At 60.4% G+C, this 23757-nt stretch carries 19 protein-coding genes; 11 read left to right on the top strand and 8 right to left on the bottom strand.

All coding sequences use genetic code 11. The annotated features are described in order from the left end of the window. Positions 1 to 91: 91 nt before the first annotated feature. The 9 genes from HUV26_RS03390 to phnE (HUV26_RS03350) all read left to right on the top strand — a co-directional run bounded on the left by HUV26_RS03390 (position 92) and on the right by phnE (HUV26_RS03350) (position 9992). Positions 92 to 1027 (top strand): hypothetical protein, encoded by a 936-nt coding sequence (locus HUV26_RS03390; RefSeq protein WP_174408701.1) that lies wholly within the window; start codon positions 92 to 94, stop codon positions 1025 to 1027. Between the two features lie 39 nt (positions 1028 to 1066). Next, the gene (gene asnB, locus HUV26_RS03385; RefSeq protein WP_174408700.1) at positions 1067 to 2818 is read left to right on the top strand and encodes an asparagine synthase (glutamine-hydrolyzing); all 1752 of its coding nucleotides are present in this window, start codon (positions 1067 to 1069) and stop codon (positions 2816 to 2818) included. Between the two features lie 77 nt (positions 2819 to 2895). Further along, a complete protein-coding gene (locus HUV26_RS03380) occupies positions 2896 to 3786 on the top strand; it encodes a class I SAM-dependent methyltransferase (protein ID WP_174408699.1) in 891 nt (296 codons plus the stop codon). Then, complete coding sequence (locus tag HUV26_RS03375) at positions 3783 to 4982, top strand: FkbM family methyltransferase (RefSeq protein WP_174408698.1); 1200 nt, start codon at positions 3783 to 3785, stop codon at positions 4980 to 4982. The genes HUV26_RS03380 and HUV26_RS03375 overlap by 4 nt, the downstream gene beginning before the upstream one ends. A gap of 142 nt (positions 4983 to 5124) precedes the next feature. Further along, positions 5125 to 6204 (top strand): radical SAM protein, encoded by a 1080-nt coding sequence (locus HUV26_RS03370; protein WP_174408697.1) that lies wholly within the window; start codon positions 5125 to 5127, stop codon positions 6202 to 6204. A gap of 386 nt (positions 6205 to 6590) precedes the next feature. Continuing rightward, complete coding sequence (gene phnD / locus HUV26_RS03365; RefSeq protein ID WP_174408696.1) at positions 6591 to 7601, top strand: phosphate/phosphite/phosphonate ABC transporter substrate-binding protein; 1011 nt, start codon at positions 6591 to 6593, stop codon at positions 7599 to 7601. A gap of 18 nt (positions 7602 to 7619) precedes the next feature. Next, positions 7620 to 8414 (top strand): phosphonate ABC transporter ATP-binding protein, encoded by a 795-nt coding sequence (gene phnC, locus HUV26_RS03360; protein WP_174408695.1) that lies wholly within the window; start codon positions 7620 to 7622, stop codon positions 8412 to 8414. Further along, positions 8411 to 9193 (top strand): phosphonate ABC transporter, permease protein PhnE, encoded by a 783-nt coding sequence (phnE, locus tag HUV26_RS03355; RefSeq protein WP_174408694.1) that lies wholly within the window; start codon positions 8411 to 8413, stop codon positions 9191 to 9193. The genes phnC and phnE (HUV26_RS03355) overlap by 4 nt, the downstream gene beginning before the upstream one ends. Beyond that, on the top strand, positions 9186 to 9992 hold the full coding sequence (gene phnE, locus HUV26_RS03350) for a phosphonate ABC transporter, permease protein PhnE (protein ID WP_174408693.1): 807 nt from the start codon (positions 9186 to 9188) through the stop codon (positions 9990 to 9992). The genes phnE (HUV26_RS03355) and phnE (HUV26_RS03350) overlap by 8 nt, the downstream gene beginning before the upstream one ends. Positions 9993 to 10034: 42 nt before the next feature. On the opposite strand, the gene HUV26_RS03345 is transcribed toward phnE (HUV26_RS03350), so the two are convergent. Next, positions 10035 to 11945, bottom strand: coding sequence for a PAS domain-containing sensor histidine kinase (locus tag HUV26_RS03345; protein WP_174408692.1), 1911 nt, complete (start codon positions 11943 to 11945; stop codon positions 10035 to 10037). 148 nt (positions 11946 to 12093) lie between these two features. After that, the gene (amrA, locus tag HUV26_RS03340) at positions 12094 to 12663 is read right to left on the bottom strand and encodes an AmmeMemoRadiSam system protein A (protein ID WP_174408691.1); all 570 of its coding nucleotides are present in this window, start codon (positions 12661 to 12663) and stop codon (positions 12094 to 12096) included. Positions 12664 to 12864: 201 nt separating this feature from the next. On the opposite strand from amrA, the gene HUV26_RS03335 reads away from it, so the two are divergent. Then, entirely contained in the window at positions 12865 to 13998 is a 1134-nt protein-coding gene (locus HUV26_RS03335) for an ABC transporter substrate-binding protein (protein WP_174408690.1), read from the top strand. Continuing rightward, positions 13995 to 16232, top strand: a complete 2238-nt coding sequence (locus HUV26_RS03330; RefSeq protein WP_174408689.1) for an ATP-binding protein — start codon at positions 13995 to 13997, stop codon at positions 16230 to 16232. Before HUV26_RS03335 ends, HUV26_RS03330 begins: the two co-directional genes overlap by 4 nt. A gap of 27 nt (positions 16233 to 16259) precedes the next feature. Here HUV26_RS03330 and purN read toward each other — a convergent pair whose 3' ends face one another. The 6 genes from purN to HUV26_RS03300 all read right to left on the bottom strand — a co-directional run bounded on the left by purN (position 16260) and on the right by HUV26_RS03300 (position 23596). After that, complete coding sequence (purN, locus tag HUV26_RS03325) at positions 16260 to 16946, bottom strand: phosphoribosylglycinamide formyltransferase (protein ID WP_174408688.1); 687 nt, start codon at positions 16944 to 16946, stop codon at positions 16260 to 16262. A gap of 99 nt (positions 16947 to 17045) precedes the next feature. After that, complete coding sequence (cobA, locus tag HUV26_RS03320; RefSeq protein WP_174408687.1) at positions 17046 to 18551, bottom strand: uroporphyrinogen-III C-methyltransferase; 1506 nt, start codon at positions 18549 to 18551, stop codon at positions 17046 to 17048. Positions 18552 to 18573: 22 nt separating this feature from the next. Further along, entirely contained in the window at positions 18574 to 19116 is a 543-nt protein-coding gene (locus tag HUV26_RS03315) for a lipoate--protein ligase family protein (RefSeq protein ID WP_174408686.1), read from the bottom strand. Between the two features lie 112 nt (positions 19117 to 19228). Beyond that, a complete protein-coding gene (locus HUV26_RS03310; protein ID WP_174408685.1) occupies positions 19229 to 20248 on the bottom strand; it encodes an AAA family ATPase in 1020 nt (339 codons plus the stop codon). 46 nt (positions 20249 to 20294) lie between these two features. Then, complete coding sequence (locus HUV26_RS03305; protein ID WP_174408684.1) at positions 20295 to 20804, bottom strand: DUF3795 domain-containing protein; 510 nt, start codon at positions 20802 to 20804, stop codon at positions 20295 to 20297. A gap of 140 nt (positions 20805 to 20944) precedes the next feature. Beyond that, positions 20945 to 23596: a valine--tRNA ligase gene (locus HUV26_RS03300; protein WP_174408683.1), complete on the bottom strand. Its 2652-nt coding sequence runs from the start codon at positions 23594 to 23596 to the stop codon at positions 20945 to 20947. Positions 23597 to 23757 lie beyond the last annotated feature (161 nt).

Raw genomic sequence — 23757 nt, 5'->3', positions numbered from 1 at the left:
GCCGCATGTGCAATGCTCAGATACCATTGCGGCAACGCAACGGCGCACCATTCTTCAACACCGGCCGTACAAATACGGTAACAATACCAGCATGCAGCACAGCCCCTCGGCAGCGGCCCTCCGGCAGGTCGCGCACACCATCGCCACCGCGCGCCCGCAGCCTCCCGCACCGGAGAGCCTGACCCTCATCGTCCGCTCAGCGGAAGAACGCACCACCCACGCCTGCGCCCACCTGCTGCGGCAGGCGGTGCCACACGCCCCTGTCCACACCGTCTGCGAAAAACCCTTCAGCGCGGCCCTGCGGCGATGCTTCACCCTGGGGCTGGAAGAGAACCGCCCATGGACGCTGGTCATGGACGCAGACGTGCTCATCCGCGCCGCCTTTCCCGGAGAAATCACCACCCTTGCCCAAACCCTGCCCGCCGCCACCTTTGCGGTGCAGGGCATCGTGCACGACAAATTCTTCAACCTGCTGCGGCCCGCAGGCAACCACCTGTACCGCACACAGCACATACGGCGCGCCCTTTCGCTCATTCCGGAAGAAGGCACCTCCCTGCGCCCGGAATCAGACACCATTAACCGCATGGCGGAACAGGGGCACCCCTTCACACAAACGCCCTGCGTGGCTGGCCTGCATGACTACGAACAGCAACCGGCGGACATCGCCGCCAAGTGCTTTTTGCAGGCGCACAAACACCGCTACGTGCTGGACCGCGTATGGCCGGACTGGCAGCACAGGGCAAAGGAAGATGCGGACTACCTCGCCGCCCTGCTCGGTGCGGAGGCGGGAATGCGGTTTGACGGCACCGTGCGCATAGACAACGGCTTCCTCAAACAGCGCATGCAGCAGGCCATCTCCGGCACCCTTCCCCCACCCAAGCCCCCCCTGCCGCCGCAATCTTACGACAACGCCCGCGTCAACGCCCTGCTGCTGCACGTCCTTTCCGCTCCGCAGGCCGCCGACATGCAGGAATTCATGTTCCCCCCCCATCTCTGGAACAGGACACGCGGCCATGACGCAGCATAACCCACGTCCACACTCCTGCGCAGCGCAAAGGAGCACCCCATGTGCGGCATAGCAGGCATTGCGGGGCATACTGCCGCACGGTTCGCCCCGGCCCTTGAGGCCATGTGCGGGGCGCTGCGCCACAGGGGGCCGGATGCGCAGGGCCGTCAGTTCTTTTCCCGCTGCGCCCTCGGCCACACCCGCCTGAGCATTGTGGACCACGCCACAGGCGACCAGCCCTTCGCCAGCAACGACGGAACCCTGTCCGTTGTCTTCAACGGCGAACTCTACGGCTACAAGGAACTGCGGGCACGGCTCCCGGTCACCTTCCGCTCCGCCTCGGACACGGAACTCATCCCCGCGCTCTACGCCCTCCACGGCACGCAGTGCGTCAGGCATCTTCCCGGCATGTTCGCCTTCGCCCTGTGGGACGACCACAGGCAACGCCTGCTCGGCGCCCGTGACCGGTTCGGCGAAAAGCCCCTCTACTACGCCCACGGACCGGACGGCACCTTCGTGTTCGCCTCCGAGCTCAAGGCCATCCTGCGTTCCGGACTCATCCGCCCGGTCATCAGCCGCACCGCCCTGTCCGCCTATCTCACGCTGCGCTACGTGCCGGAAGGCATGACCATCTACGAAAACGTGCACTCCCTGCCGCCGGGCCACGCCCTCATTCACCAACCTGCCGGAAACGGTGAACCGGCAAGCAACGGCACAACCCGCGTCCTGCCCTACTGGCAGCCGCCCGCTCCCATGGCGGCACCGCCCTCCCCGCTGGAGGCCGTGGAAGAATTCCGCAGGCTTATGACGCAGGCCGTGCGTCGGTGCCTTGTGGCAGATGTGGAAGTGGGCCTGCTCCTTTCCGGCGGGCTGGATTCCACCACCATCGCGGCACTGGCCTCGCGCGAAATGCCGCTGCGCTCCTTCTCGTTCGGCTTCACCGGCCCGAGGGACGAACGCCCCTACGCCCGTGCCGCGGCTGCCGCCTACGGACTGGAGCATACGGAACTCACAGATGCGACGGGCAAGCCCGACTTTTCCGACATGCTGAACATGCTGTGCCGCGTCTATGACGAACCCTTCGCAGATTCCTCCGCCCTGCCCACCTACCAGCTCTGCCGCCGGGTCAGTGAACGGGTGAAGGTGGCCCTCAGCGGCGACGGCGGCGATGAACTGCTGGCCGGATACGACTACTGGTACGCGCATCTCGTGTCCCCGCCCGCCGCAGACGCCCCCTGCCACGGCTGGAGTCCTGCGGCAGAGCGGCACTGGAACGACATAGCCCATTTCTCCCCTGCGGAAATCGAGGCCATGGGCCTGCCGCCAATGGTCCGCCCCCGCCTGCCCTTTGCGGCAAACTCCGTGGACGATGCCCTGCGGTTCGACCTCGCCACCTTTCTGCCCGCAGACATCCTCAAAAAGACCGACCGCGCCGCCATGGCCCACGGGCTGGAACTGCGCGCCCCCTTTCTGGATACCGATCTGGCCGAATTTCTCATCGCCCTGCCGTGGCAGTACAAAACCGACGGCACAACGCACAAACTGCTGCTGCGACAGGCCTTTGCCGATGCATGGCCGGAAGCGATCCGGCACCGGGGCAAACAGGGCTTCGGTACCAGCACAGGCCAATGGCTTGCCCACCCCGGCATGCAGCTCCTGCGCGAATACTACCTGAAGGACCGCAACCGGCGCATCCGCACCCTGCTGCCCGATGAACAGATCGACCGCCATGCCTCCGGCAACGGGCAAAAATGCTGGCTGCTGCTGGTTCTTGCCGCGTGGCTGGAACACGCGGAATGGCACGCGCAATGAGAGCGCCCACGCCGTCTGGCCGGATTTCTGCATGTCCTTTGCCCATGGAAAATAATGCCCCCGCCCGCGAGGAACCCATGACTGAACCCTTCCACAGGCAGCACCACTACCACCGCATCACTGCCCTGCTGGATCGCATCCACGGCCAGATCATCCCCCATGGTGCCAACTACGGCCAGATAAGCCGCACAGAGGCAGAATTCCTGCTCAACCGCGTGCTGGACGAACGTCCCCGCCACATTGTGGAACTGGGCACTGCGGCGGGCGTTTCCACCGCGTACATGCTCTGCGCGCTGAACATGCTGGACTTGCCAGACATATCGGGCATATCGGGCACAGCGGGCACAGGAACCAGCGACAGGCGCCTCACCGCCATCGAATATCTGGATCACTGCTACTTCGATCCCTCCCGCACACCGGGCTTCATCGTAGACGAAGTGTTCCCCCGGCACCCTCAGGGTTATTCCCTGCACCTGAACACATCCGGCTTCGATCTGAAAACCCTCACGCAGTGCTGCCCCATAGACATGCTCTTCGTAGATGCCAACCACACGCACCCGTGGGCCACGCTGGATACCATCCTCGCCCTGCCCTTCCTTGCCCCCAACGCCATCATCGTCTATCACGACATAAACCTCCACCACCGGGGCGGCGCGGCAAAGGTGCACGACAAGGGCCCCCATTCCGTGTTCTACCACCTCCCGGCGGCGCAAAAGGCCGTAGTGGGCGAATTTCCCTACCCGAACATCGGCTCCCTGCGCCTTGTCACCCCGCCGCGGGAAACGCTGGAAAACCTGCTCGGCATCCTGTTCCGCTTCCCGTGGGAGCCTCAGGCATGGCCCTTCCTGGATGCGCCCACCCTGCAACGCTTCGGCGATTATGTGGAACACCACTGGGGTCCCGATGCCGCACGTTCCTTCCGGCAGGGGCTTAACTCCCTTGAACCTGCAAAGGTGGCCGCGTCATGACCCATATACCCGATACCAGCACCCGCACATCCCTTCCGGACCTTCCGGACCTTCCGGAACAGCCGGAACAACCAGAACAACCGGAACAGGCCGCCGCCTTTGCCGCCTCGCTTGTCGAACGGCTTCTCGCCTCGCTGCATACCCGCCACGAAGACAATCACCAGCGATACTACCAGTTGGGCGACCCGGCGGCACAGCAGGAAGACATAAAGGCGCTGGAAGCGGAACCGGCCCTGCCCGCCCATTCCCTCATGGCCCGCCACGGCCTCGCCTTCGCGCAGCAGATTGCCACCAAATCGCTCCTGCACTCCCTGCTGGCAGACGAAGCCTCCCGCGACCTGCTGGTCACGCTGGCCGCCTATGCCGTGCTGGGCCACCGACGGGTTAAGCTGCCCTACCACGCGGCGGACAACATATCCCAGCGCACCCGCCTGCTGGAGCAGACCCGCTGCCCCCATGAGACAGACCCCGGCATTGCCGACCCTGTGCGCGCCAAATGGGTAACGGACGAATTTTCCCTGTTCGATCTCCATCGGGCGGGCGTCCCCGCGCGCGTCTACACCATAGGCGAAGAGGTCTTCCGCCGCCTCACGGCCCCCTCCTACGAGTGGCTCGGCACCCCCCAGAACATCGCCGTCCGCAAAGGCGACATCGTGCTGGACTGCGGCGCAGCCTTCGGCGACATCTCCCTGCAATTCGCCCATGCCGCAGGCGAAACCGGCAGGGTCGTCTGCCTCGAACCATACCCGCTGTTCCTGCGGGTCTTCCACGAAAACATGCGCCTGAACCCTCTTCCGGCCCAAAGGATCACCCTTGTGGAACGCGGCGTCTGGCACAGCGCGGACCAAACCCTCTCCTTCATCGCCGGGGGCGGCGGGTCACGCATAGACCAGTCCAGCCGCGCGACCTTAAAAATCGTCACCACCACCATCGACCGTCTGGTGCACGAACACGCGCTCCCCCGGGTGGATTTCATCAAGATGGATATTGAAGGCGCAGAACTGAACGCCCTGCGCGGCGCGGAAGAAACCCTGCGCCGTTTCCGTCCGCGACTGGCCGTCTGCCTCTATCACAGCCCGGAAGATTTCCATGCCATACCGGCTTACCTGCACTCTCTGGGGTTGGGCTACCGCCTGCATCTCGGCCACCACTACGTCAACGAATGGGAAACCGTGCTCTACGCCGCCCCGGCATAGCCGGGAGTAGCAAGGGCAGAACAGGCGATTGAAAACGTCATTGTCCGCACGCCGCCGGAAAATGCCCAACGGCAACGGAACAAAGCCCAACACAAACAATGCGCCCCCCTTTCCAAGAGAGCGCACAGCTTTCAGGAACGTCATGAACACACAGGAACATATGCGGCACGATGCAGAACGCTACGGGGCAGAACGCCTCGTCCGGGACATCGTCAGCTACCCGCCCCGCTGGGTCACCATCGGCATCATCAACCGGTGCAATAACCGCTGCGTGTTCTGCTCATACCACTCCCGCGATGCCCGCGGCGGAAAATCCAAGGTCTACAACCTGCCGTACACCATGCCCGTGGAACGGTTCCGCCAGCAGGTCGATTTCTTCCATGCCGGACGCGTGCCCCGCATACACATCTGCGCCACGGGCGAACCCTTCCTGCACAACGGCATCATGGACATGATTGATCACGTCATCGCGCGCTACGGCAAGGCATCGTTCCAGTCCAATTTCCACCCCGCCGTCATGCGCCGGGGCAACTATCTGGAAAAGATCATCGAGCGTAAAAACGCTATCTCCCACATCGTCACAGACCTCCACGCGGGCGATGCCACCCGCTTCGCGGACATCAAAAAAGGCAGTTCGCTCCCGGACCTTCTCTCCACCCTGCGCCTGTTTTCGGCACACGGCATCCCCATCATCGGCTCCTGCATCCTCTCCCGCAGCAATTACACCGCCCTGCCGGGCATCATAGACACGCTCGCCGCCCACGGCATCACCATGCAACTGAACATTGTCGGACTGTTCCCCCATATGTTCAACAAATTCACATCACTGGAAAACACTTACCACACTTCAGACACCCACATCACCCAATGCCTCCATGCCATGCGCGCGGCAGGCGAACGCCACGGCATCACCGTCACCCTGCCCAAACCGCATGACGATCCTTCCGGCAGGTGCGATGTGTTCTGGCAGAAGCTCCAGATATGGCCCGTGGCGGGCGCAGACAAAAACCGCTACGATGAAAACCTCATCCCCCACGCCTGCAACGCCGTGGTGCTGGGCAACATGCACTCGCTGGGCTACGTTTCCGACTACGCAACCGTCATGGACCTGTGGAATAACGAAACCATTGTCGCCATCCGCCGCAGGATTCTGGCAGGCGAATACCCGGACAGGTACTGCGGCACCTGCTCCTGCGGCGTAAATCTGCATCCTGCGCCATAACTGCTCCCCGCTCCCGCCCCCCGTCGCGACATAATCAAAACAGCCCACAACGGGCCGCCCCACCCCGCATAACGCATCTCCTTCTGCCCGCATCGTCACCGCTTTGTCATGCAACGGTCACGGTCAGGGCAGAACATCTCCTTTATTGTATAAAGGTAATCCGCACCGCACCCGCATGCTGCGCGTGCATCGAAACAGCTATGGCCAAAGCATGGTCACACTACGGCCAAAATTCGGCCAAAATTCGGTACAGGTGCGGCATACGTGCAACATGATCCGGCGTAAGTACGAAAGTGGTACGCCCTGAATGCTGCACGTCAGGAGCATCCCGTTTCGAGCGTTCCGTTGGTATCCTGCGTTCTACATTACAATGAGGAGTATACTACATGAGACGTCTTCTTTCTCTGCTGGCAACCCTGTTCATCCTTGCGGTTGCCGTTCCCGCGCTTGCCGCTGATTGTCAGAATCGCGGCCTGCTTGACCCCATGTACTGCGACAACGACATGGACATGGTGGCCGACCTCGCCCCCGCAGGCATGTGCAAAGACCCCTCCACGCTGGTCTTCACCTACACCCCCGTAGAAGACCCCGCCGTCTATCAGGACGTCTTCGCAGACTTTCAGGCCCATCTGAAACGTGCCACCGGCAAGGACGTAGTGTACTACACCGTCCACTCCAACTCCGCGCAGGTCGAGGCCATGCGTTCCGGCCGTCTGCACGTGGCCGGATTCTCCACGGGCCCCACGGGCTTTGCCGTCAACCTCGCGGGCTTCGTTCCCATTGCCGTCAAGGGCGATGCAGACCGTTTTCAGGGCTACCAGCTGCTCGTCGTGGTGAAGAAAGACAGCCCCATCCAGACCATGGCCGATCTCAAGGGCAAAAAAGTAGCCCACACCTCCGCCTCCTCCAACTCCGGCAACCTTGCCCCGCGCGTCCTCTTCCCCCCGAGGGGCATCACTCCGGACCAGGATTACACCGTGGTGTATTCCGGCAAGCATGACCAGTCCATTCTGGGCGTTGCCCATGGCGACTATGACGCCGCCCCCGTTGCCTCCGACGTATACGAACGCATGGTGCGTGCGGGCCGCGTCAAAGAAGGCGAACTGCGCACCATTTACGCCAGTGCCGGCTTCCCCACCTCTTCTTTCGGCTATTCCAGCCAGCTTTGCCCCGACCTTGTGGAAAAAATCGTGGGCGCCTTCCACACCTACCGCTTTACGGACGGCATGAAAAAGGCATTTGACGATGCCGACCGCTTCTACCCCATCACCTACAAGGCAGATTGGGCTGTTGTGCGCGAAATAGCAGAAGGCACCGGCACCAGCTACAACGAAGAAGGGCTCAAGGCCATGATCGCCAAAGAGCAGGAAGACGCGGCCAAAAAAGCCAAGCAGTAAGCAGTCCAAGAGAGCAACGTGACATCACCTCATATCGCCGGGAGCGGGGCAACGGAGCCCCGCTCCCTTACCGTGACCCGTCTGGTTAAGGAATACGTACCGGGCAAACCGGTACTGAAGGACATCTCCTTCTCCGTGCAGGGCTGCGCCACCGTAGCCATCATAGGCCCTTCCGGCACGGGCAAAAGCACCATGCTGCGCTGCATAAACCGGCTCATAGAACCCAGCGGCGGCAGCATAACCGTTGCAGGGCAGGACATGACCCGGCTGTCCGGCAGGCAACTGCGTCTGGCAAGGCACGGCATCGGCATGGTGTTTCAGGAATTCAATCTGGTGGAACGCCTCACCGTCATCGAAAACGTGCTGTGCGGCGTACTGGGCATAACGCCCGTATGGCGTGCGTGGCTGCGCAAGTTCAGACAGGAGCATGTGGACCGGGCGTTCGAGCTTATCGATATGGTGGGCCTCACCGACTTTGCCACGGTCCGTGCAGACGCCCTTTCCGGCGGGCAAAGACAGCGGGTGGGCATAGCGCGTGCGGTCATGCAGAACCCCTGCCTCCTTATGGCAGACGAACCCACCTCTTCGCTGGACCCCAAAACATCCGTGGAAATAATGACCCTGCTGAACGACTTTTCCAAGGCACGCAGCATCCCCCTGCTCATCAACATCCACGACGTTGTTCTTGCCAAACGCTTCGCGGACAGGGTCATCGGCATGTCGCATGGCAGCATCGTCTTTGACGGTCCCCCCGCCGACCTCACCGATGAGCACCTCAAGCACATCTACGGCGGAGAGGACTGGCTGTCATGAGCGGTACACAACGCGCCGCGTTCCGCCCCAACTGGGCTGCCCGCGCCGGATGGTCGCTGCTGGCAGTCTATTGCGTCTATGCGGCATGGTCCATGGACTTCACATGGGCGCGCTTTGTCTCGGGCCTGCACAACGGCGCGATGTTTCTGGGCAGCATGTTCCCGCCGGAGTTCACCCGCTGGCGTTTACTGGTAAACAATCTTGCGGAAACCCTGCAAATTGCCATTATCGCCTCCGGGGCAGGCATTGCGCTCTCGCTGCCCTTCGGGCTGGTCTGCGCCCGCAACCTCATGCCGGCATGGGCAACATGGCCCGCCCGTGCGGTCATTGCCGTCAGCCGCTCCTTCCACCCCGTCATTTTCGCCATTCTGTTCGTCAAGGCGGTGGGATTCGGACCGCTGGCAGGCATCCTCACCCTTGTCGTGGCCTCCATCGGCTTCATCGGCAAGCTGTTCGCAGAGGCGGTGGAAGAAATATCGCTCAAACCCGTAGAAGCCTGCCGGGCAGCCGGGGCTCCCTTCCTCAGCGTCATCATTTTTGCCGTTCTCCCGCAGGTGCTGAACCGCTTCATCGGTTTCGCCACCTACCAGTTCGATGCCAACATCCGCAATTCCACCATGGTGGGCATCGTGGGAGCGGGCGGCATCGGCGGCACCCTTTTCGCGGCGTTCCAGCGGTTCGATTACGACTTTCTGGCTGCCATCCTGATCTCCATCATCGCGCTGGTCATGCTGGGCGAGTATCTGGCATCGGTGGTAAAGGCGGTGTTCAATGACTAATCACCCCCGCACGCCACGCACATGGCAGCGCTTTTCCCCCCTGCGCCGTCTGGCCCGCTTCTCGCTGCTCCTTGCGGCGGGCATCGCGCTTGCCATATCGTTCCGCACGGTGCAGGTGGTGCCGGAATTCCTGTTCGATGCCCCCACGCAGATGGCAGACATGCTCACCCGCATGTGGCCGCCGGACACCTCGCACTACTTCAGCGGCGTGCATACCGCGCTGGTGGAAACCATGCATATCGCGGGCATGGGAACCATTATCGCGCTGGCTCTTTCCCTGCCCGTGGCCCTGCTTGCCGCAAACAACATCACGCCCTATCCGGTGCTTAACTGGTTCGCCCGGCTCATTCTCGTAACCTCCCGCTCGGTAAACACGCTGGTCTGGGCCATCCTCTTCGTGGCCGTCTTCGGCCCCGGCGCGCTGGCTGGCAGCGTGGCCATCGGCTTCCGCTCCATCGGTTTCTGCGGCAAGCTCATGGGTGAAGCGCTGGAAGAATGCCACAAAGGCCCCGTAGAAGCCCTGCGCGCTGCGGGAGCGCCGTGGCCCAGCGTCATCCTCAAGGCGTACTGGCCGCAGGTGGCCCCGGCCTTCTGGGGCACCAGCCTGTTCCGGTGGGATATAAACGTGCGGGAATCAGCCGTCATAGGGCTGGTCGGAGCGGGCGGCATCGGCATGGCGCTGGATACGGCCATAAACCTGTTCCGCTGGAATCAGGTTTCCCTGATTCTCCTGTGCATCTTCGCCGTGGTGGTATGTATGGAAATCGCGACAACCTTCATCCGCAAACGCATTCTCTGAGTAATCGGCAGGCATGCGGCCCCCCAAAGCGCGTGCCTGCCCTCACAGCACCGGAAGCTTTATGCGGAACAGCGCGCCCTTGTCCGGTTCCGTGCGCAGTTCAAACTGTCCGCTGTGGCTGCTGGTGATAATGTAATACGAGACGGAAAGCCCAAGCCCGGTTCCCTCGCCCACGGGCTTGGTGGTAAAAAACGGCTCAAAGGCTCGCCTGCGCTGGTCCTCGTTCATGCCGGGACCGTTGTCCTGCACCTCAATATAGGCGTAGCCGGACTTCATGTAGGTGCGCAGGGTAATGCAGGGCTTCCAGTCAGGCCCGCCGTCATACCCCCCCATGGCCTGCGCCGCGTTGCGCAGCAGGTTGAGCAGCACCTGCTCTATGCCTATACGCGAACACAAAACCGGCGGCATATCCGGGTCATACTCCCGCACAATGCGGATATTCCTGAAATCGTAACGCCGTTCAAGATCATAGTCCTTTCCGGCAAGGTCCAGCGCCTTGTCCAGCAGAAGGTGCAGGTCCACCCCGCTGTGCGAAAGGTCACTGGTACGCGAAAATTCCAGCATGCTCGACACGATCTCCGCAGCCCTCTTGCCGGACTCAAACACCCCGTCCAGCATATGCCATACGCCGCGCTTCTCCAGATACCGGCCGGTGGCAACAAGGTCGCACCCGGTCTCCTCTGCCACCTCCTGATTGACGGGCAAATCGGCCGAGAGTCTGCGGCGGATATTCTGCACCCCCTGCAACACGCCTCCGAGCGGATTGTTAATCTCGTGCGCCATGCCCGCCGCAAGCCCGCCCACAGACATCATCTTTTCCGTCTGCACCAGCAGTTCCTGCATACGGGTCCGCTCAGAAACATCGTCCACGCGTATCACCGCCCCACGCTCACCCTCCTCTCTGGCGCCTGCCGCCACACCGCCAAGCGGAAAAACCTGCACCTCATGGCAACGCACGACATAGGTCGCGCCACCGCCCTTCCCGGCGGCCTCACGCGCTCCCGGCGTCGCATGCCGCATGGTGAGCGTTATGGTTCTCCGCTCCAGCAGACTCTCGGCTATCTCGGCCGAATGTCCCTGTAACAGGGGAAAAACCTCCGCCACAGGTTCCCCCAGCGCATCCGCCTCGGCAATACCGGTCTCCATACGGGCGGCGGCATTCCAGTGCGTCACGCGCAACGCTGCGTCCACGCCTATCAGCACAGAGGGCATGGTGTCCGTGATGTTGCGGATAAACCCGGTGGCCTGCAGCAATGCCTGTTCCGCCCGCCTGCGTTCGCTCACGTCCAGTGCCACGGTGAGGAACATGGTCCCTTCCCTGCCCGCTTCCGGCTCCGTCTCCGCAGCAATCCCGTCCTGCTCTGCAGCCGCCAAAGCAGCCGCATCATCCTCCGCAGAAGCAAACATTACCACGCTCACCAGCAAATGCCGCACCGTGCCGTCCGGTGCGGTATGCACCATCTCACTCACGCCACCCATGCTTCCGGCCACGGACACCGTGGGCGTGAACAGTCCCGCAGGCAGGCCCACCGCCTCCAGACCGCCCGCCGCAACAGCCCCCGCGTCCAGCCCGAACAGACGCACGGCACCGGGACTTGCCTCCTCAATGACAATCTTTCCCCCCAACCGCCTGCTCAGCAGAAATGCCACCGTATCGGCCACCTGAAACAACCCCTGCAACTGCATGCGGCTTACCCGCAGCGACTGTTCAAATGCCCGCTGTGCCGAAAGATTCCGACGCACCAGCACAAAGAGCAGCATGGCCGTAACGACAATAAAGAACCACCCCTTGTAGGTCTGAACCCTCATCATGACGCCGGGATCATCAATAAAAGAGGCCAGAAACAAAACCGAGAAACGAATCCACAACACGCCGAACACGGCATACACAAGCGTACTCTTCAGTGCCGTCCGGGTTATGGAAAATCGCTGGCCGGGTGTGCTCTTCCTCATCACAGGCTCCTGCTTCGTTCAAAAAATCCCAAAACTCCCCCGCCCATCCGTCCCGGATGGGCAACAAGCCTGCAGCGTGGTAGAATCCTGCCTCCATGCCCTGTCCGCATATGTACCTCTACCCCGCCGGGAGCACCGTCCCGACCTGTTAAAAAACAACGGCCTCAAACCAATACAACTCCGTCTCCGGGTCGCGCCACGCGCCGGCGGGCAATCCCGCCTTGCGGCAGGTCTGTTCCAGAAAAGTATCCCTGTCCCACCCCCATTCCACTGGCACCTGCGGCAGCAGCAGACCGGACTGCCCCCCCCGCCGCACAATAAGGCCGTGCCGCCCCACGCATACCTGTTCCGGCTCAGGGCATGGCGTCACCGGGCCAAGCACGGAAACCTCCACCTCCAGCGCCCCATACTCTTCCCGTGTCACAGGCATGAACCGCGGGTCTTCAAAGGCGGCCGCATGGGCCATGCGCGCAATCGTCAGATACAGCGGCCCGTCACCCACCACATACCCGATGCACCCCCGCAACGCGCCATGCTTCTTCAGGGTGACAAAGGCCCCCAAATGCTCTCGCAGCAAGGGGGTGGGCGGCGGGGGAACCTCATGTTCAGCGGGCGGCCCGCCCTCCCCTTCGTCCGCCAGCGCACGCAGAATACTCCAGCGCACCAGGTCCAGTATATACCGTCTCTCTTCGGGTGAAACAGCAAACGCAAATGTCATGGTCCTCTCCGGTCAGAGCGTTGTACACTTGGCAGAGCGTTGCGCATGCACGCCCCCGCCTCAGCACTACCCGTTTGCACGTAAGCGGCACTCGCATAAAGAGGAAATTGTTTTGCACTCCTCGCAGTCCTGTCGTACTATTCGCATAGTATACTGTTTTAACGGCTTGCGAAACCCTGAAACGGAAACGAGGTGGTCCCCATGCGACACGCGCCCCCCCTGCCGATACGCGTTCTGGGTGCGCTGGGAATCGTGCTTCTGTACTCCGTTCTGGCCGGATGCGGAAACACAGACCCCATCCGTGTCGGCTTCTCCGGCCCGCTGGAAGGCAAATACTCAGACCTCGGCATCCACGGTCGCTACGGGGTACAGTTGTGCGTGGAGCACATCAATGCGGCGGGCGGCATCGGCGGACGGCAGATAGACCTCATCGTCCGTCACGACGGCGAAACAGAAGCAGACGCCGTGGCTGCCAATGCGGAACTCATGCAGGAAAACGTGGTCGCCATCATCGGCCACATGACCAGCCAGCAATCCATGGCAGCAACAGCCGCGCTCAAGGGCACCGACCTGCCGCTGGTTTCCCCCACCACCAGCACGCACCTGCTCTCCGGCATCCGCGACAACTTCTTCCGCGTCATCTCCCAGAGCGACGACTGGGCGATCAGCCTCGCCGACTATGCCGTACAGCAGCACAATGTCCGGCGTGTCTTCATCGTCTACGATACGGACAACCGTGCCTATACAGAAACCTTCAGCAACGCCTATGCAGAACGGTTCCGCAGCCACGGCGGAGAAATAGCCGCCACCGTCACCATTGTCTCCAGCCGCATGGCGGAGTGGGACAACGTGCTCCACGCCATCCGCGCCTCCGGGCCGGACTCCCTGTTCATGGCCTTATCCGCACGCGATACGGCCAGCCTTGCCCAGTCGCTGTATCAGGCAGGAATCCACCTGCCGCTGTACAGCTCCCCATGGGCCTACACCTCAGACCTTGTTTCCGGCGCAGGCAGACACATAGAAGGCCTCACCGCCAGCATCAGCTACGACCCCAACAGCCAGCGGCCGGAATACGTCCGCTTCCGCGAGCAATACAAGCAGCGTTTCGGCTGGGAACCCAATTTCGCCGCCGCCTACGGCTATGAGGCCATGCAGGCCCTTGCAGCCGCCCTGCAAAAGACAGGCGGCAAGCGGCAGGGCCTCATGGAGGCGCTCACCTCGCTGGGCAGGCAAAACGGCATCATCAGCGAATTTGAGATAGACCCCTACGGCGACGTGCAGCGCCCCCCCCTCATCCTGACCATCCGCAACGGCAGCATGACGAGTGCCCAATGAAGGAATCCCGCGCACAACTCCCCTCCCTCGTCCAGCTGACAAGCAGCAGGCTGCTCCTGTGGGGCACCCTGTTGTGCGTCATCTCGGTGGCCGTGCTCGGTTCATTCTTTTTTTTCATCGCCCGGAGCGAATTCGAAAAACGCAGTGAGGCCATATCCGCCACGCTGGCAAAATACGTGGAAAACTACGTGGAAGGTGCCCTGACCACACTGCACCACACGGGGTTTGAACTGGAAATGCTGCCCGGAGCAACACAGGAGCAGTCCACCCAGTCCCTGCGGCGCGCGTGGGAGGCAAACCCGCGGTTCTCCCGCCTGCTGCTCATAGACGCAGAGCGCATCATTGTCGCCAGCGTTCCCACCGGACGTTCCAATGTAGATTTCGCCATCCCCCTCCAGATGCTGGAAGGCAAAAACATGATGCAGGGACGCCCGGTCCCGCTGGAAGACGGCAAGGGCATGGTGGTGCACCTCGCCCATAAAATGAGTGACGGTAGACTCCTCGTGGGCGCACTCAAGCTTAACGACATACAGTTGCACATAGCGGGGCTCCAGCCCTCCAAGGGCGAAACCGTCATCCTCACAGACGCGTGGGGCACGGTCATGGCGCATCCGGAAAAACGCGTCATGCAGCAGCAGGAGAACATAGGCAACCTGCCCTTTTACGGTCCCGGCAGCATAGGCGGCGAAAGCATCTTCATCCATCTGCACGGGCAGTCATATCTCGCATCCGCCACCTCCATTCCGTCCATCCAGTGGGTACTCATCTTCACTACCCCCTCATCGGCTGTCTATGCAGAAACCATGCGCTCCCTCTCATGGTTCATCTTCTTCCTGCTCGTGCTTTACACGGTCTTCGCCGTTCTGGTGGGGGCAGAAATGCGCCGCAACATCCTGCGCCCCTTCTCGGAACTCACCGCCTCCATGCGCCGCCTTGCCGGGGGCGATTTCTCCATAGACGAGAACCGCACAGACACCTTTGAGGAACTGGCATCGCTCCGCAGCACCTTCACCCACATGGTCAGGCAACTGCAGAACCGCGAAACAGACCTCAAAAAAACCCGCCTGTACATCAAGAATATCATCGACTCCATGCCCTCCATCATCATCGGGCTGAACGAATCCTATCAGGTCACGCACATGAATCAGGCTGCCGAAGAATGGATGGGACTCCGCGAAGAAGAGGCGCGCGGACGCCTCATCACGCAGGTCTATCCCCCACTGTCCGGCTATCTGGAAGACATCATGCGTGCGCAGGATGAACGCAGCCCCAAGCTGCTGGAAAAACAGGCCGCCAACGACGGCGACATGGTGCAATACCACGATGTGCTCATCTATCCCCTCGCCAGCAACGGCATGCAGGGCGTGGTGCTGCGTGTGGACGACGTGACCCGCCGCGTGCGTATGGAAGAAATGATGGTGCAGACGGAAAAGATGATGTCCGTGGGCGGACTCGCTGCGGGCATGGCGCACGAGATAAACAACCCGCTGGGGGCCATTCTGCAGGGTGCGCAGAACATAGAGCGCAGGCTGTCGGAAGACCTACCCGCCAACCGCACGGCAGCGGAAAAGGTGGGCTGCCCGCTGGAATGCATCCGCGCCTATCTTAAGGAACGACAGATTCTGGTCTTTCTGGAAGGCATCCGCGAATCAGGCACCCGCGCCGCAAGCATCGTGGCGAACATGCTCGACTTTTCCAGAAGCAGCGAATCTCGCCGCTCCACGGTGGACATGCACAAATCTCTGGACCGCACGGTAGAACTGGCCGCCAACGACTACGACCTGAAAAAACGCTACGACTTCCGCTCCATCGCCATCATCCGGGATTACGACCCCAACCTGCGGGAAATCATCTGCTCTGCCAGCGAGATAGAACAGGTTATCCTGAATCTGCTGCGCAACGCGGCGCAGGCCATGCAGGGCAAATCCTATGATCAGGGCGGCCCGTGCATCACCATCCGCACACGGCAGGAATCGCAATGCATCCGCATAGACGTGGAAGACAACGGCCCCGGCATGAGCGAATCGGTCCGCAAGCGCGTGTTCGAACCCTTCTTCACCACCAAGGAGATAGGCGTGGGCACGGGATTGGGGCTTTCCGTCTCCTATTTCATCATCAAAGAGAACCACAACGGCAGCTTCGACGTGGCCTCCACGCAGGGATTCGGCACCCGGTTCACCATCCGCCTGCCCAACGACCCTACGAACATCACCGCCTGCGCCCTGCAGGAATAACTGCTCCGCAAAGAAAATACGCTGTTCTCAGAACCCTGCTTCCAGCGGCGGCCACACCAGCCAGTCTCCCCGGTCTGCGGCACGCGCCGGTGCTTCGCCGCAAGCAGGCGGCGCAAGACGCACCGTGCGCCCGGCAGACACAAGCCGCCCCTGTGCCAGCCATTGCAGGGCCTGCGGGTATATCCGGTGCTCCATGGCATGAATGCGCTCTTTCAGCGCCTCCACATCCTCCTCCGGGTTCAGCGGCACGGCAGCCTGAATAATAACCGGACCATGGTCCATCTTCTCTTCCACAAAATGCACGGTGCAGCCTGTAATCTTCACGCCGTAGGCATGGGCGTCCGCAGCCCCGCGCACTCCCGGAAAAGCAGGCAGAACGGCGGGATGAATATTCACCACCCTTCCGGCAAAGGCGTTCAGAAACAGCGGCGTGAGCAGCCGCATGTAGCCCGCCAGCACCACCGCGTCCGCCCCCGCTTCCCGTATGGCGGCCACCATGGCGGCATCAAAACTCTCCCTGTCCGGAAAATCCCCGTGGGGCAGGCACAGATGCGGCACCCCCGCCTGCGCGGCCCGTTGCAGGGCATACGCGTCGGGCCTGTTGCACAGCACAAGGCGCACGTCCACATCCAGAACGCCCGCAGCCGCCTTGTCCAGTATGGATTGCAGGTTGGACCCGTTGCCCGAAGCCAGCACCGCCACACGTAATGCCATGTTCCGCCTCCCGAAACCAAGTTGAAAAAACGGCGGGGCAGGATGCACCCTACCCCGCCGGAAACGTCCGTCCGCGCACAGGCTCTGTGCGCCGGATTTCTACAGATGCTTTTCCAGTTCCGCCACCAGCGCGGGAATGGTGTAGTCTTCCGGCTGTATGTCCGGAGTAAAGCCGTAGCTTTCCAGCGTCTTGGCGGTAATGGGGCCAATGCTCGCCAGCTTCACGGTCGCCCTGTGCTTTTTGATGATATCCGGCTCCACCAGCGCGAAAAAGTTATCCACGGTGGAAGAGGAGCCAAAGGTCACACAGTGCAACTCTCCCGCTTCCAGCATCTTCAGCACGGTGTCGCGCTTCTCGCCTGCGGGAACGGTTTCGTACACGGGCAGAATATCCACCACGGCTCCGGCCTTGCGCAGTTCTTCGGGCAATACCTCGCGGGCTTCCAGCGCACGGGGCAGAAGCACCTTGCAGCCGTTCATGCCGCGCTCAAGCAACCCCTTGACCACGCCTTCCGCCACGTACTTCTCCGGAATAAAGTCAGGCTCCACACCCTTCTCACGCAGAATATCCGCCGTGGCAGGCCCTATGGCCGCCACCTTGGCCCTGCCCAGCGCACGGGTGTCCAGCCCAAGGTGAGCCATCTGCAGCCAGAAGTGCTTCACCCCGTTCACAGAGGTAAAAATCAGCCATTCGTATTCGGCAATACGGCGTATGGCGTCATGCACGGCCGTGTAATCGGCCAGCGGCGTAATCTCAATGGTGGGAAACTGCACCACGTTGGCTCCCAGCTTGCGCAGTTGCGCCGCCATGCCGCTTGCCTGTTCGCGCGCGCGGGTCACCACCACGCCCTTGCCCAGCAGGGGCAGTTGCTCAAACCAGTTCAACCGCTCGCGCAGGTTCACCACGCCGCCCACCACAATAAGCGAAGGCGAGGTAAAACCCTGTGCCGGACCCTCCACAGGCAGCTTCTCAATGGTCGATGCCATGGAGCGGTGTTTTGTGGTGGTGCCCCAGTGCACCAGCGCAGCGGGGGTGTTCGGGGCCATGCCATGCTTGATGAGCTGCTCGGAAATATGGGGCAGGTTCTTCATGCCCATAAAGAACACCAGTGTGGACGTGCCCTTGGCAAGGGCTTCCCAGTTGTGCGCAGAATCCGGCTTGTCCGGGTTCTCGTGCCCGGTGATAAAGGCCACGGAAGAGGCGTAATCGCGGTGGGTAAGCGGAATGCCCGCATAGGCGGGACCGGCAATGGCCGAGGTAATGCCGGGAATCTCCTCAAAAGGCACTCCCGCGTCCAGAAGCTCTTCCGCCTCTTCGCCGCCGCGCCCGAACATGTAGGGGTCGCCGCCTTTCAGCCGCGCCACGGTCTTGCCTTCCTTGGCCTTCTCCACAATAAGGGCGTTTATGCCTTCCTGCGACAGGGTATGGTCGCCGCCCTTCTTGCCCACGTAGATAATCTCCGCGCCGGGCTTTGCAAAATCCAGAAAATCGCTGTTGGCCAGATAGTCATAGACAATAACATCCGCCTCGCTCAGCACATCGCGGGCCTTTATGGTCAGCAGTCCGGGATCACCCGGTCCGGCTCCTATCAGATAAACCTTCATCGCTCCTCCGTATTGCGACCGGCTACGCTTTGGCCGGTGTGTACTTCGTTTCAAATTCGGTGCAGGAAAGCATTAAGGGGCTTATCTTCCACACCTGAGAAGCCGTCTTCTTACGCACATCTTTGAAAATTCTTTTGAACAAAAAATACAGTGAGTGAGAAATAACCACAGCATTTTTATCGGCGGTGCTCAAGTCGTGCACGAAAACAAACTCATCGTTTCGCTTTCCAGACTTCCATTCCGCTGCCATCCCCATCCGGGCTGCCAGCGTATCCAGAACTTCACACGAGCAGTAGTACTTTCCCGGCAGGGCGAACTCTTCCCGCACATGCTTCAGCAGAGCATTCAGCCGCCATGCACGCAATTCCTCCGGCAGAGGCCCGGCAAGAATATCCTGCTTTTTGTATCCGGAATCCTTCAATTTTCGTTTATACAACCGCAGGGTATACTCCCATGTGCGCAAAATGCTTTTCATCTCAACAAAGGTCATAGCGCCCTGCGCTGCAAGCACCGCGTCACAGGATTTCGGCTTATCGTTAACCCCTGCAAACACCTTGTCCTTCACGGCGTCAAAATCCACCACAGCAACGGAAGACTGCGGGCAGCACGAATGCGCAAGCTCACCCAGTCGCCGCACATCGGCCAGACCGCAGGCAACCGCCGCATCAAGCAGCGCATCAGGATTCATCATCCCACACCTTGAGCAGTTGAATGCGCTCCATGGGGTCGGTCATCAAGGGCAAAATCCGGTCCAGATCAGGCGAATCATCCACGGTAATCTGCGCATGGTCGCCCTTGCGCTCCGCAAGGCAGAAGGCAGCCTTGTCCTTTATCCGTTGGTCGGAAAAGACCTTCAAGGCTTGCAGCATATAGGGCGTGTGGGTGGTCACAACGATTGTTGCGCCCAGTTCCTCTACGCAGCGGACCAGCAGGTCGGCGTAGATGAGTTGCCAGTGCGGGTGCATGTGGCTTTCCGGTTCATCAAAAATGGATATGGCGTCACTCGCTACCCAACCATTTTCAAGAAGCTTACCTAAAATAGAAAGCCCAAGTTGTCCTGATGCTGTATTTTTAATGTCAATTTTTCTTTCGCCATCAGACGTACTTTCAATAAAAACAGGTGGTGATGCTGTTAAGTCGATATGTCCACGGCAAGCTTTGTACAAATCTTGCGCGATACGCTCTTGTATCTCAGTGATATTTTGACGTTTAGAAATCAATTTCACATACACGTCATTCATTGCGAAGGGATATTCTATCCTTAATCCAGAAATATCACGACTTGCATAGCTTTGTACTTGCTGAAATAGACGAGATAGATGCGCAACGAATGGTGTCTCAATCAAGAATGCTGCTTTGATTGGTATCTCTGATTCGCTGTTGATATAAGTTTTAGGAATACTATACCTATTTGCTATTCTACTAAGTTCAAAATCTGGCCCATTTGTCTTGAGGAAAGTGTTTGCCCCCTCGTCAGCCTGCCCCAAAATATTATCTAAAAGAGGAAAAATGTTACGCTCCCCGAACTGGCCGGGTTTGTAATCGTTTGAGTGAAAAATCGTACAGTTAACTAAAGCCAGCAACAGCTTCCCCACCGTGCTCTTGCCCGTAGCATTATACCCCGTAATGACTGTAAGTCCCGGCAGGGGGATGGTGGAGTCGCGAAGCACTCCCCATTTTTTTATCTGAAGCTCCATGCAGAACCTCCTAGGGCTACGAACCTGAAAAACGCTGCCAACAAACCTACGGATACCTCGGCGTCTCCGCCAACTCCTTCAAATACACTTCTATGCCCGCCTCGCGCATACGGTCATTCTGCCTGCGCCACTTGACGAGCACCGGCTCCGGCAACCCCGTATTGGTACAGGGGTATGCCTCGCATTGGAAGCAGAATTCCACACCCCGCGCCGTTGTACAGGCCATAACATTGCAGCTTGGCAGGCACACCCGCGTGCCGGAACGGCATCCGCCGCAGCGGTCCTGCGCAAACGATTCCAGCACCAGCCGGAACTGAGCATACTCCGCCAGCGCGGGGTTTATGGACTGCAACCGCGCCGCATAGGCATGAAAGTTCTCACCCAGCAGACCCATAAGCTCCCGCGCAAGCCCCACAACACGCCCTTCCGAGCAGGAGACACACCGGGAACAGTCCAGCCCGCAGGGGGCCACCAGATGGCGCGGAGCCACAGGCGCGGCATTCACACAAGGGGCCTTCTCAGGGCCGGAACGTTCCGGCGCAGCGGTGTCGTGCATAACAGTAACTCCGGACAGGCAACGGGGCAGATTGCAATTGCAGGCCTCAAATCACATCGGGCCACATCAGTAAAAACCGCGCCACATCATAATACACAGGCGGCCCGCATCAGCAGGCCGCCTGTCGTCTCAGCATATCCTTACGCGTCCATGGCATCACGGAACCGCTTCTGCAACTTGAGCAGCGTCTCCATGGTCGCTTCCAGTTCCGTAGCACGGTCCTTTTCTTTCTGCACAATCTCAGCAGGTGCCTTGGCAACAAAGCTCTCATTGCGCAACTTACCGGTAACCTGCTTCAAATCCTTCTCCACCTTGCCTATTTCCTTCTCCAGACGCGCCACTTCATCTTCAAAGTTCACATGGCCGGAAAGGGGCAAAATGATTTCATTGCCCGCCACCACAGCAGAGGCAGAAGCCTTGGGAGCCTGCACATCCCCTCCCAGTGTCACGCTGCCGATGCGCGCAAGAAACTGCATCAGCTCCGTGTTGGCGTCAAACAGTCTGGCCGCTTCGTCAGAAGCGGTACGGATAAGCATGTCCATTCTGGCGGAAGGCGAAATGTTCAACTCCGCCTTTATGGTGCGCACAGCCACAATAACGTTCTGCACCATCTCCATGGAGGCTTCGGCAGAAGCGTCCGCGCACTCCGGGCGCATCGCGGGGAAAGGCATGGTCGCAATATCGCGGTTTTCAATCCCCGGCAGCACCGCCCATACCTCAGCCGTTATAAACGGCATCACCGGATGCAGCAGCACCATCATTTCCTGCAATACGGTCCAGAGCACAAAGCGGGCTTCCTTTTCCCGTTCGCCGCCTGCGCGCATATCCGGCTTTATTAATTCCAGATACCAGTCACAAAACTCGTTCCATATGAACTTATAATGGTTCTGGGCCACCTCGTTGAACTGGTAGCCTTCCGTGGCAGCGGCGGTGCTCTGCTTCAGCCCCTCAAGCCGCGAAAGAATCCACTTGTGGTGCAGGGCAACCTTGCTCAGGTCCACCGGCTCCGGCGCGGTTTCCGGCAGGTTCATCAGGGCAAAACGGGCCGCGTTCCAAATCTTGTTGCAGAAATGGCGGTAGCCTTCAATACGCGCTTCAGAAAGCTTGATATCACGCCCCATGGCGGCAAAGGACGTAAGGGTAAAGCGCAGGGAGTCGCACCCGTACTTGTCAATCATCTCCACAGGATCAATGACGTTGCCCGTAGACTTGGACATCTTCTTGCCGTGCTCGTCCCGCACAAGAGCGTGGATATACACATGCTTGAAGGGCACCTCGTCCATGAACTGCAGCCCCATCATCATCATGCGCGCCACCCAGAAGAACAGGATGTCAAACCCCGTCACCAGCACAGAGGTGGGATAATAGCGGGCAAGCTCCTGCGTCTTTTCAGGCCAGCCCATGGTGGAAAAAGGCCACAGGGCCGATGAGAACCACGTATCCAGCACGTCCTCGTCCTGCGTAAGCCGTGTGCTGCCGCAGGAGCAGGCTTCGGGAGCCTCATTATCCACAATCAACTCGCCGCAGTCGGCGCAGGTCCATGCGGGAATCCGGTGTCCCCACCATATCTGGCGCGATATGCACCAGTCGCGGATGTTATCCAGCCAGTGGTTGTAGGTCTTTATCCACGTTTCGGGAAAAATCTGGGTCAGTTCCGGCACCGCGGCCTTGGCGCGCGGCGCAAGACGGGTCATGGCCACGAACCACTGAGTGGAAACATACGGCTCCACCACGGTCTTGCAGCGGTAGCAATGCCCAACGTTGTGGTCGTGCTCCTCTATGCGGTCAAGGAACCCTCCCTCCCGCAACGCGGCAAGCACCTTCACCCGCGCCTCAGGGCAGGTCAGCCCTGCGTAGTTGGCACCTGCAAGCTCGTTGAGCGTCCCGTCGTCATTAAGAATATTAATGATTTCCAGCCCGTGCTTGCGGCCCAGTTCCCAGTCGTTGTGGTCATGGGCGGGGGTCACCTTCAGGCAGCCGGTGCCGAACTCCACCTCCACATACTTGTCGCCGATGATACGCAGCTTGCGGTTCACCAGCGGCAGAACAACATGCTGGCCGATAAGGTGCGCAAACCGTTCGTCTTCAGGATTCACGGCCACCGCCGTATCCGCCAGCATGGTTTCGGGCCGGGTAGTCGCCACGGTCAGGTAGCCGGAACCGTCTTCCAGCGGATACTTGATGTAGTGCAGGGCGCCCTTCTCCGGGCTGTGGTCCACTTCGTCATCGGCAAGCGCGGTATGGCAGCGCGGGCACCAGTTGATGATGTAGTCGCCCTTGTAGATGAGCCCCTGACGATACAGCTCCACAAACACCTTGCGCACCGCGCGGGAAAGCCCTTCGTCCATGGTAAAGCGTTCGCGCGTCCAGTCCACAGAGGCGCCCATCTTGCGCACCTGATTGAGAATACGGTTGCCGTAGTCCTCGCGCCATTCCCATACGCGCTCTATGAACTTCTCGCGCCCGAGATCGTGGCGTCCCTTGCCTTCCTTGGCAAGCTGGCGTTCCACCACGTTCTGCGTGGCAATACCCGCATGGTCGGTGCCGGGCACCCACAGCACATTTTTGCCCCGCTGCCGCTGGTAACGGCAGAGAATGTCCTGCAAGGTCAGGTTCAGGGCATGCCCCATGTGCAGAGCACCGGTCACGTTGGGCGGCGGAATGACAATGGAAAAGGGTTCCCCATCTGCCTGCGGGTCGGGTGTGAACACCTTGTTCTCTTCCCAGTGGCTGCGCCACCTGCTTTCAACATCCTGAGGCTCGTATCCCTTGGGGAGCGCGTTTTCCGACATGAGTTTCTCCAAAAACGTGGTATTGCTATGCGTTGCCCCGGCAGGTACACCTGTGGGGCACGTTTCGGTTTGCGTTAAACGGCATCGATTGCTAGGATGCCGGGTTCCGGACAGGTTCCGGACAAATTCCGAAAAGGTTCCATCCGGTTTCCAGCCGGATT

It is taken from the genome of Desulfovibrio psychrotolerans (genome assembly GCF_013340305.1).
Lineage (GTDB): Bacteria > Desulfobacterota > Desulfovibrionia > Desulfovibrionales > Desulfovibrionaceae > Halodesulfovibrio > Halodesulfovibrio psychrotolerans.
This window is presented reverse-complemented; position numbering and strand designations above follow the sequence as displayed.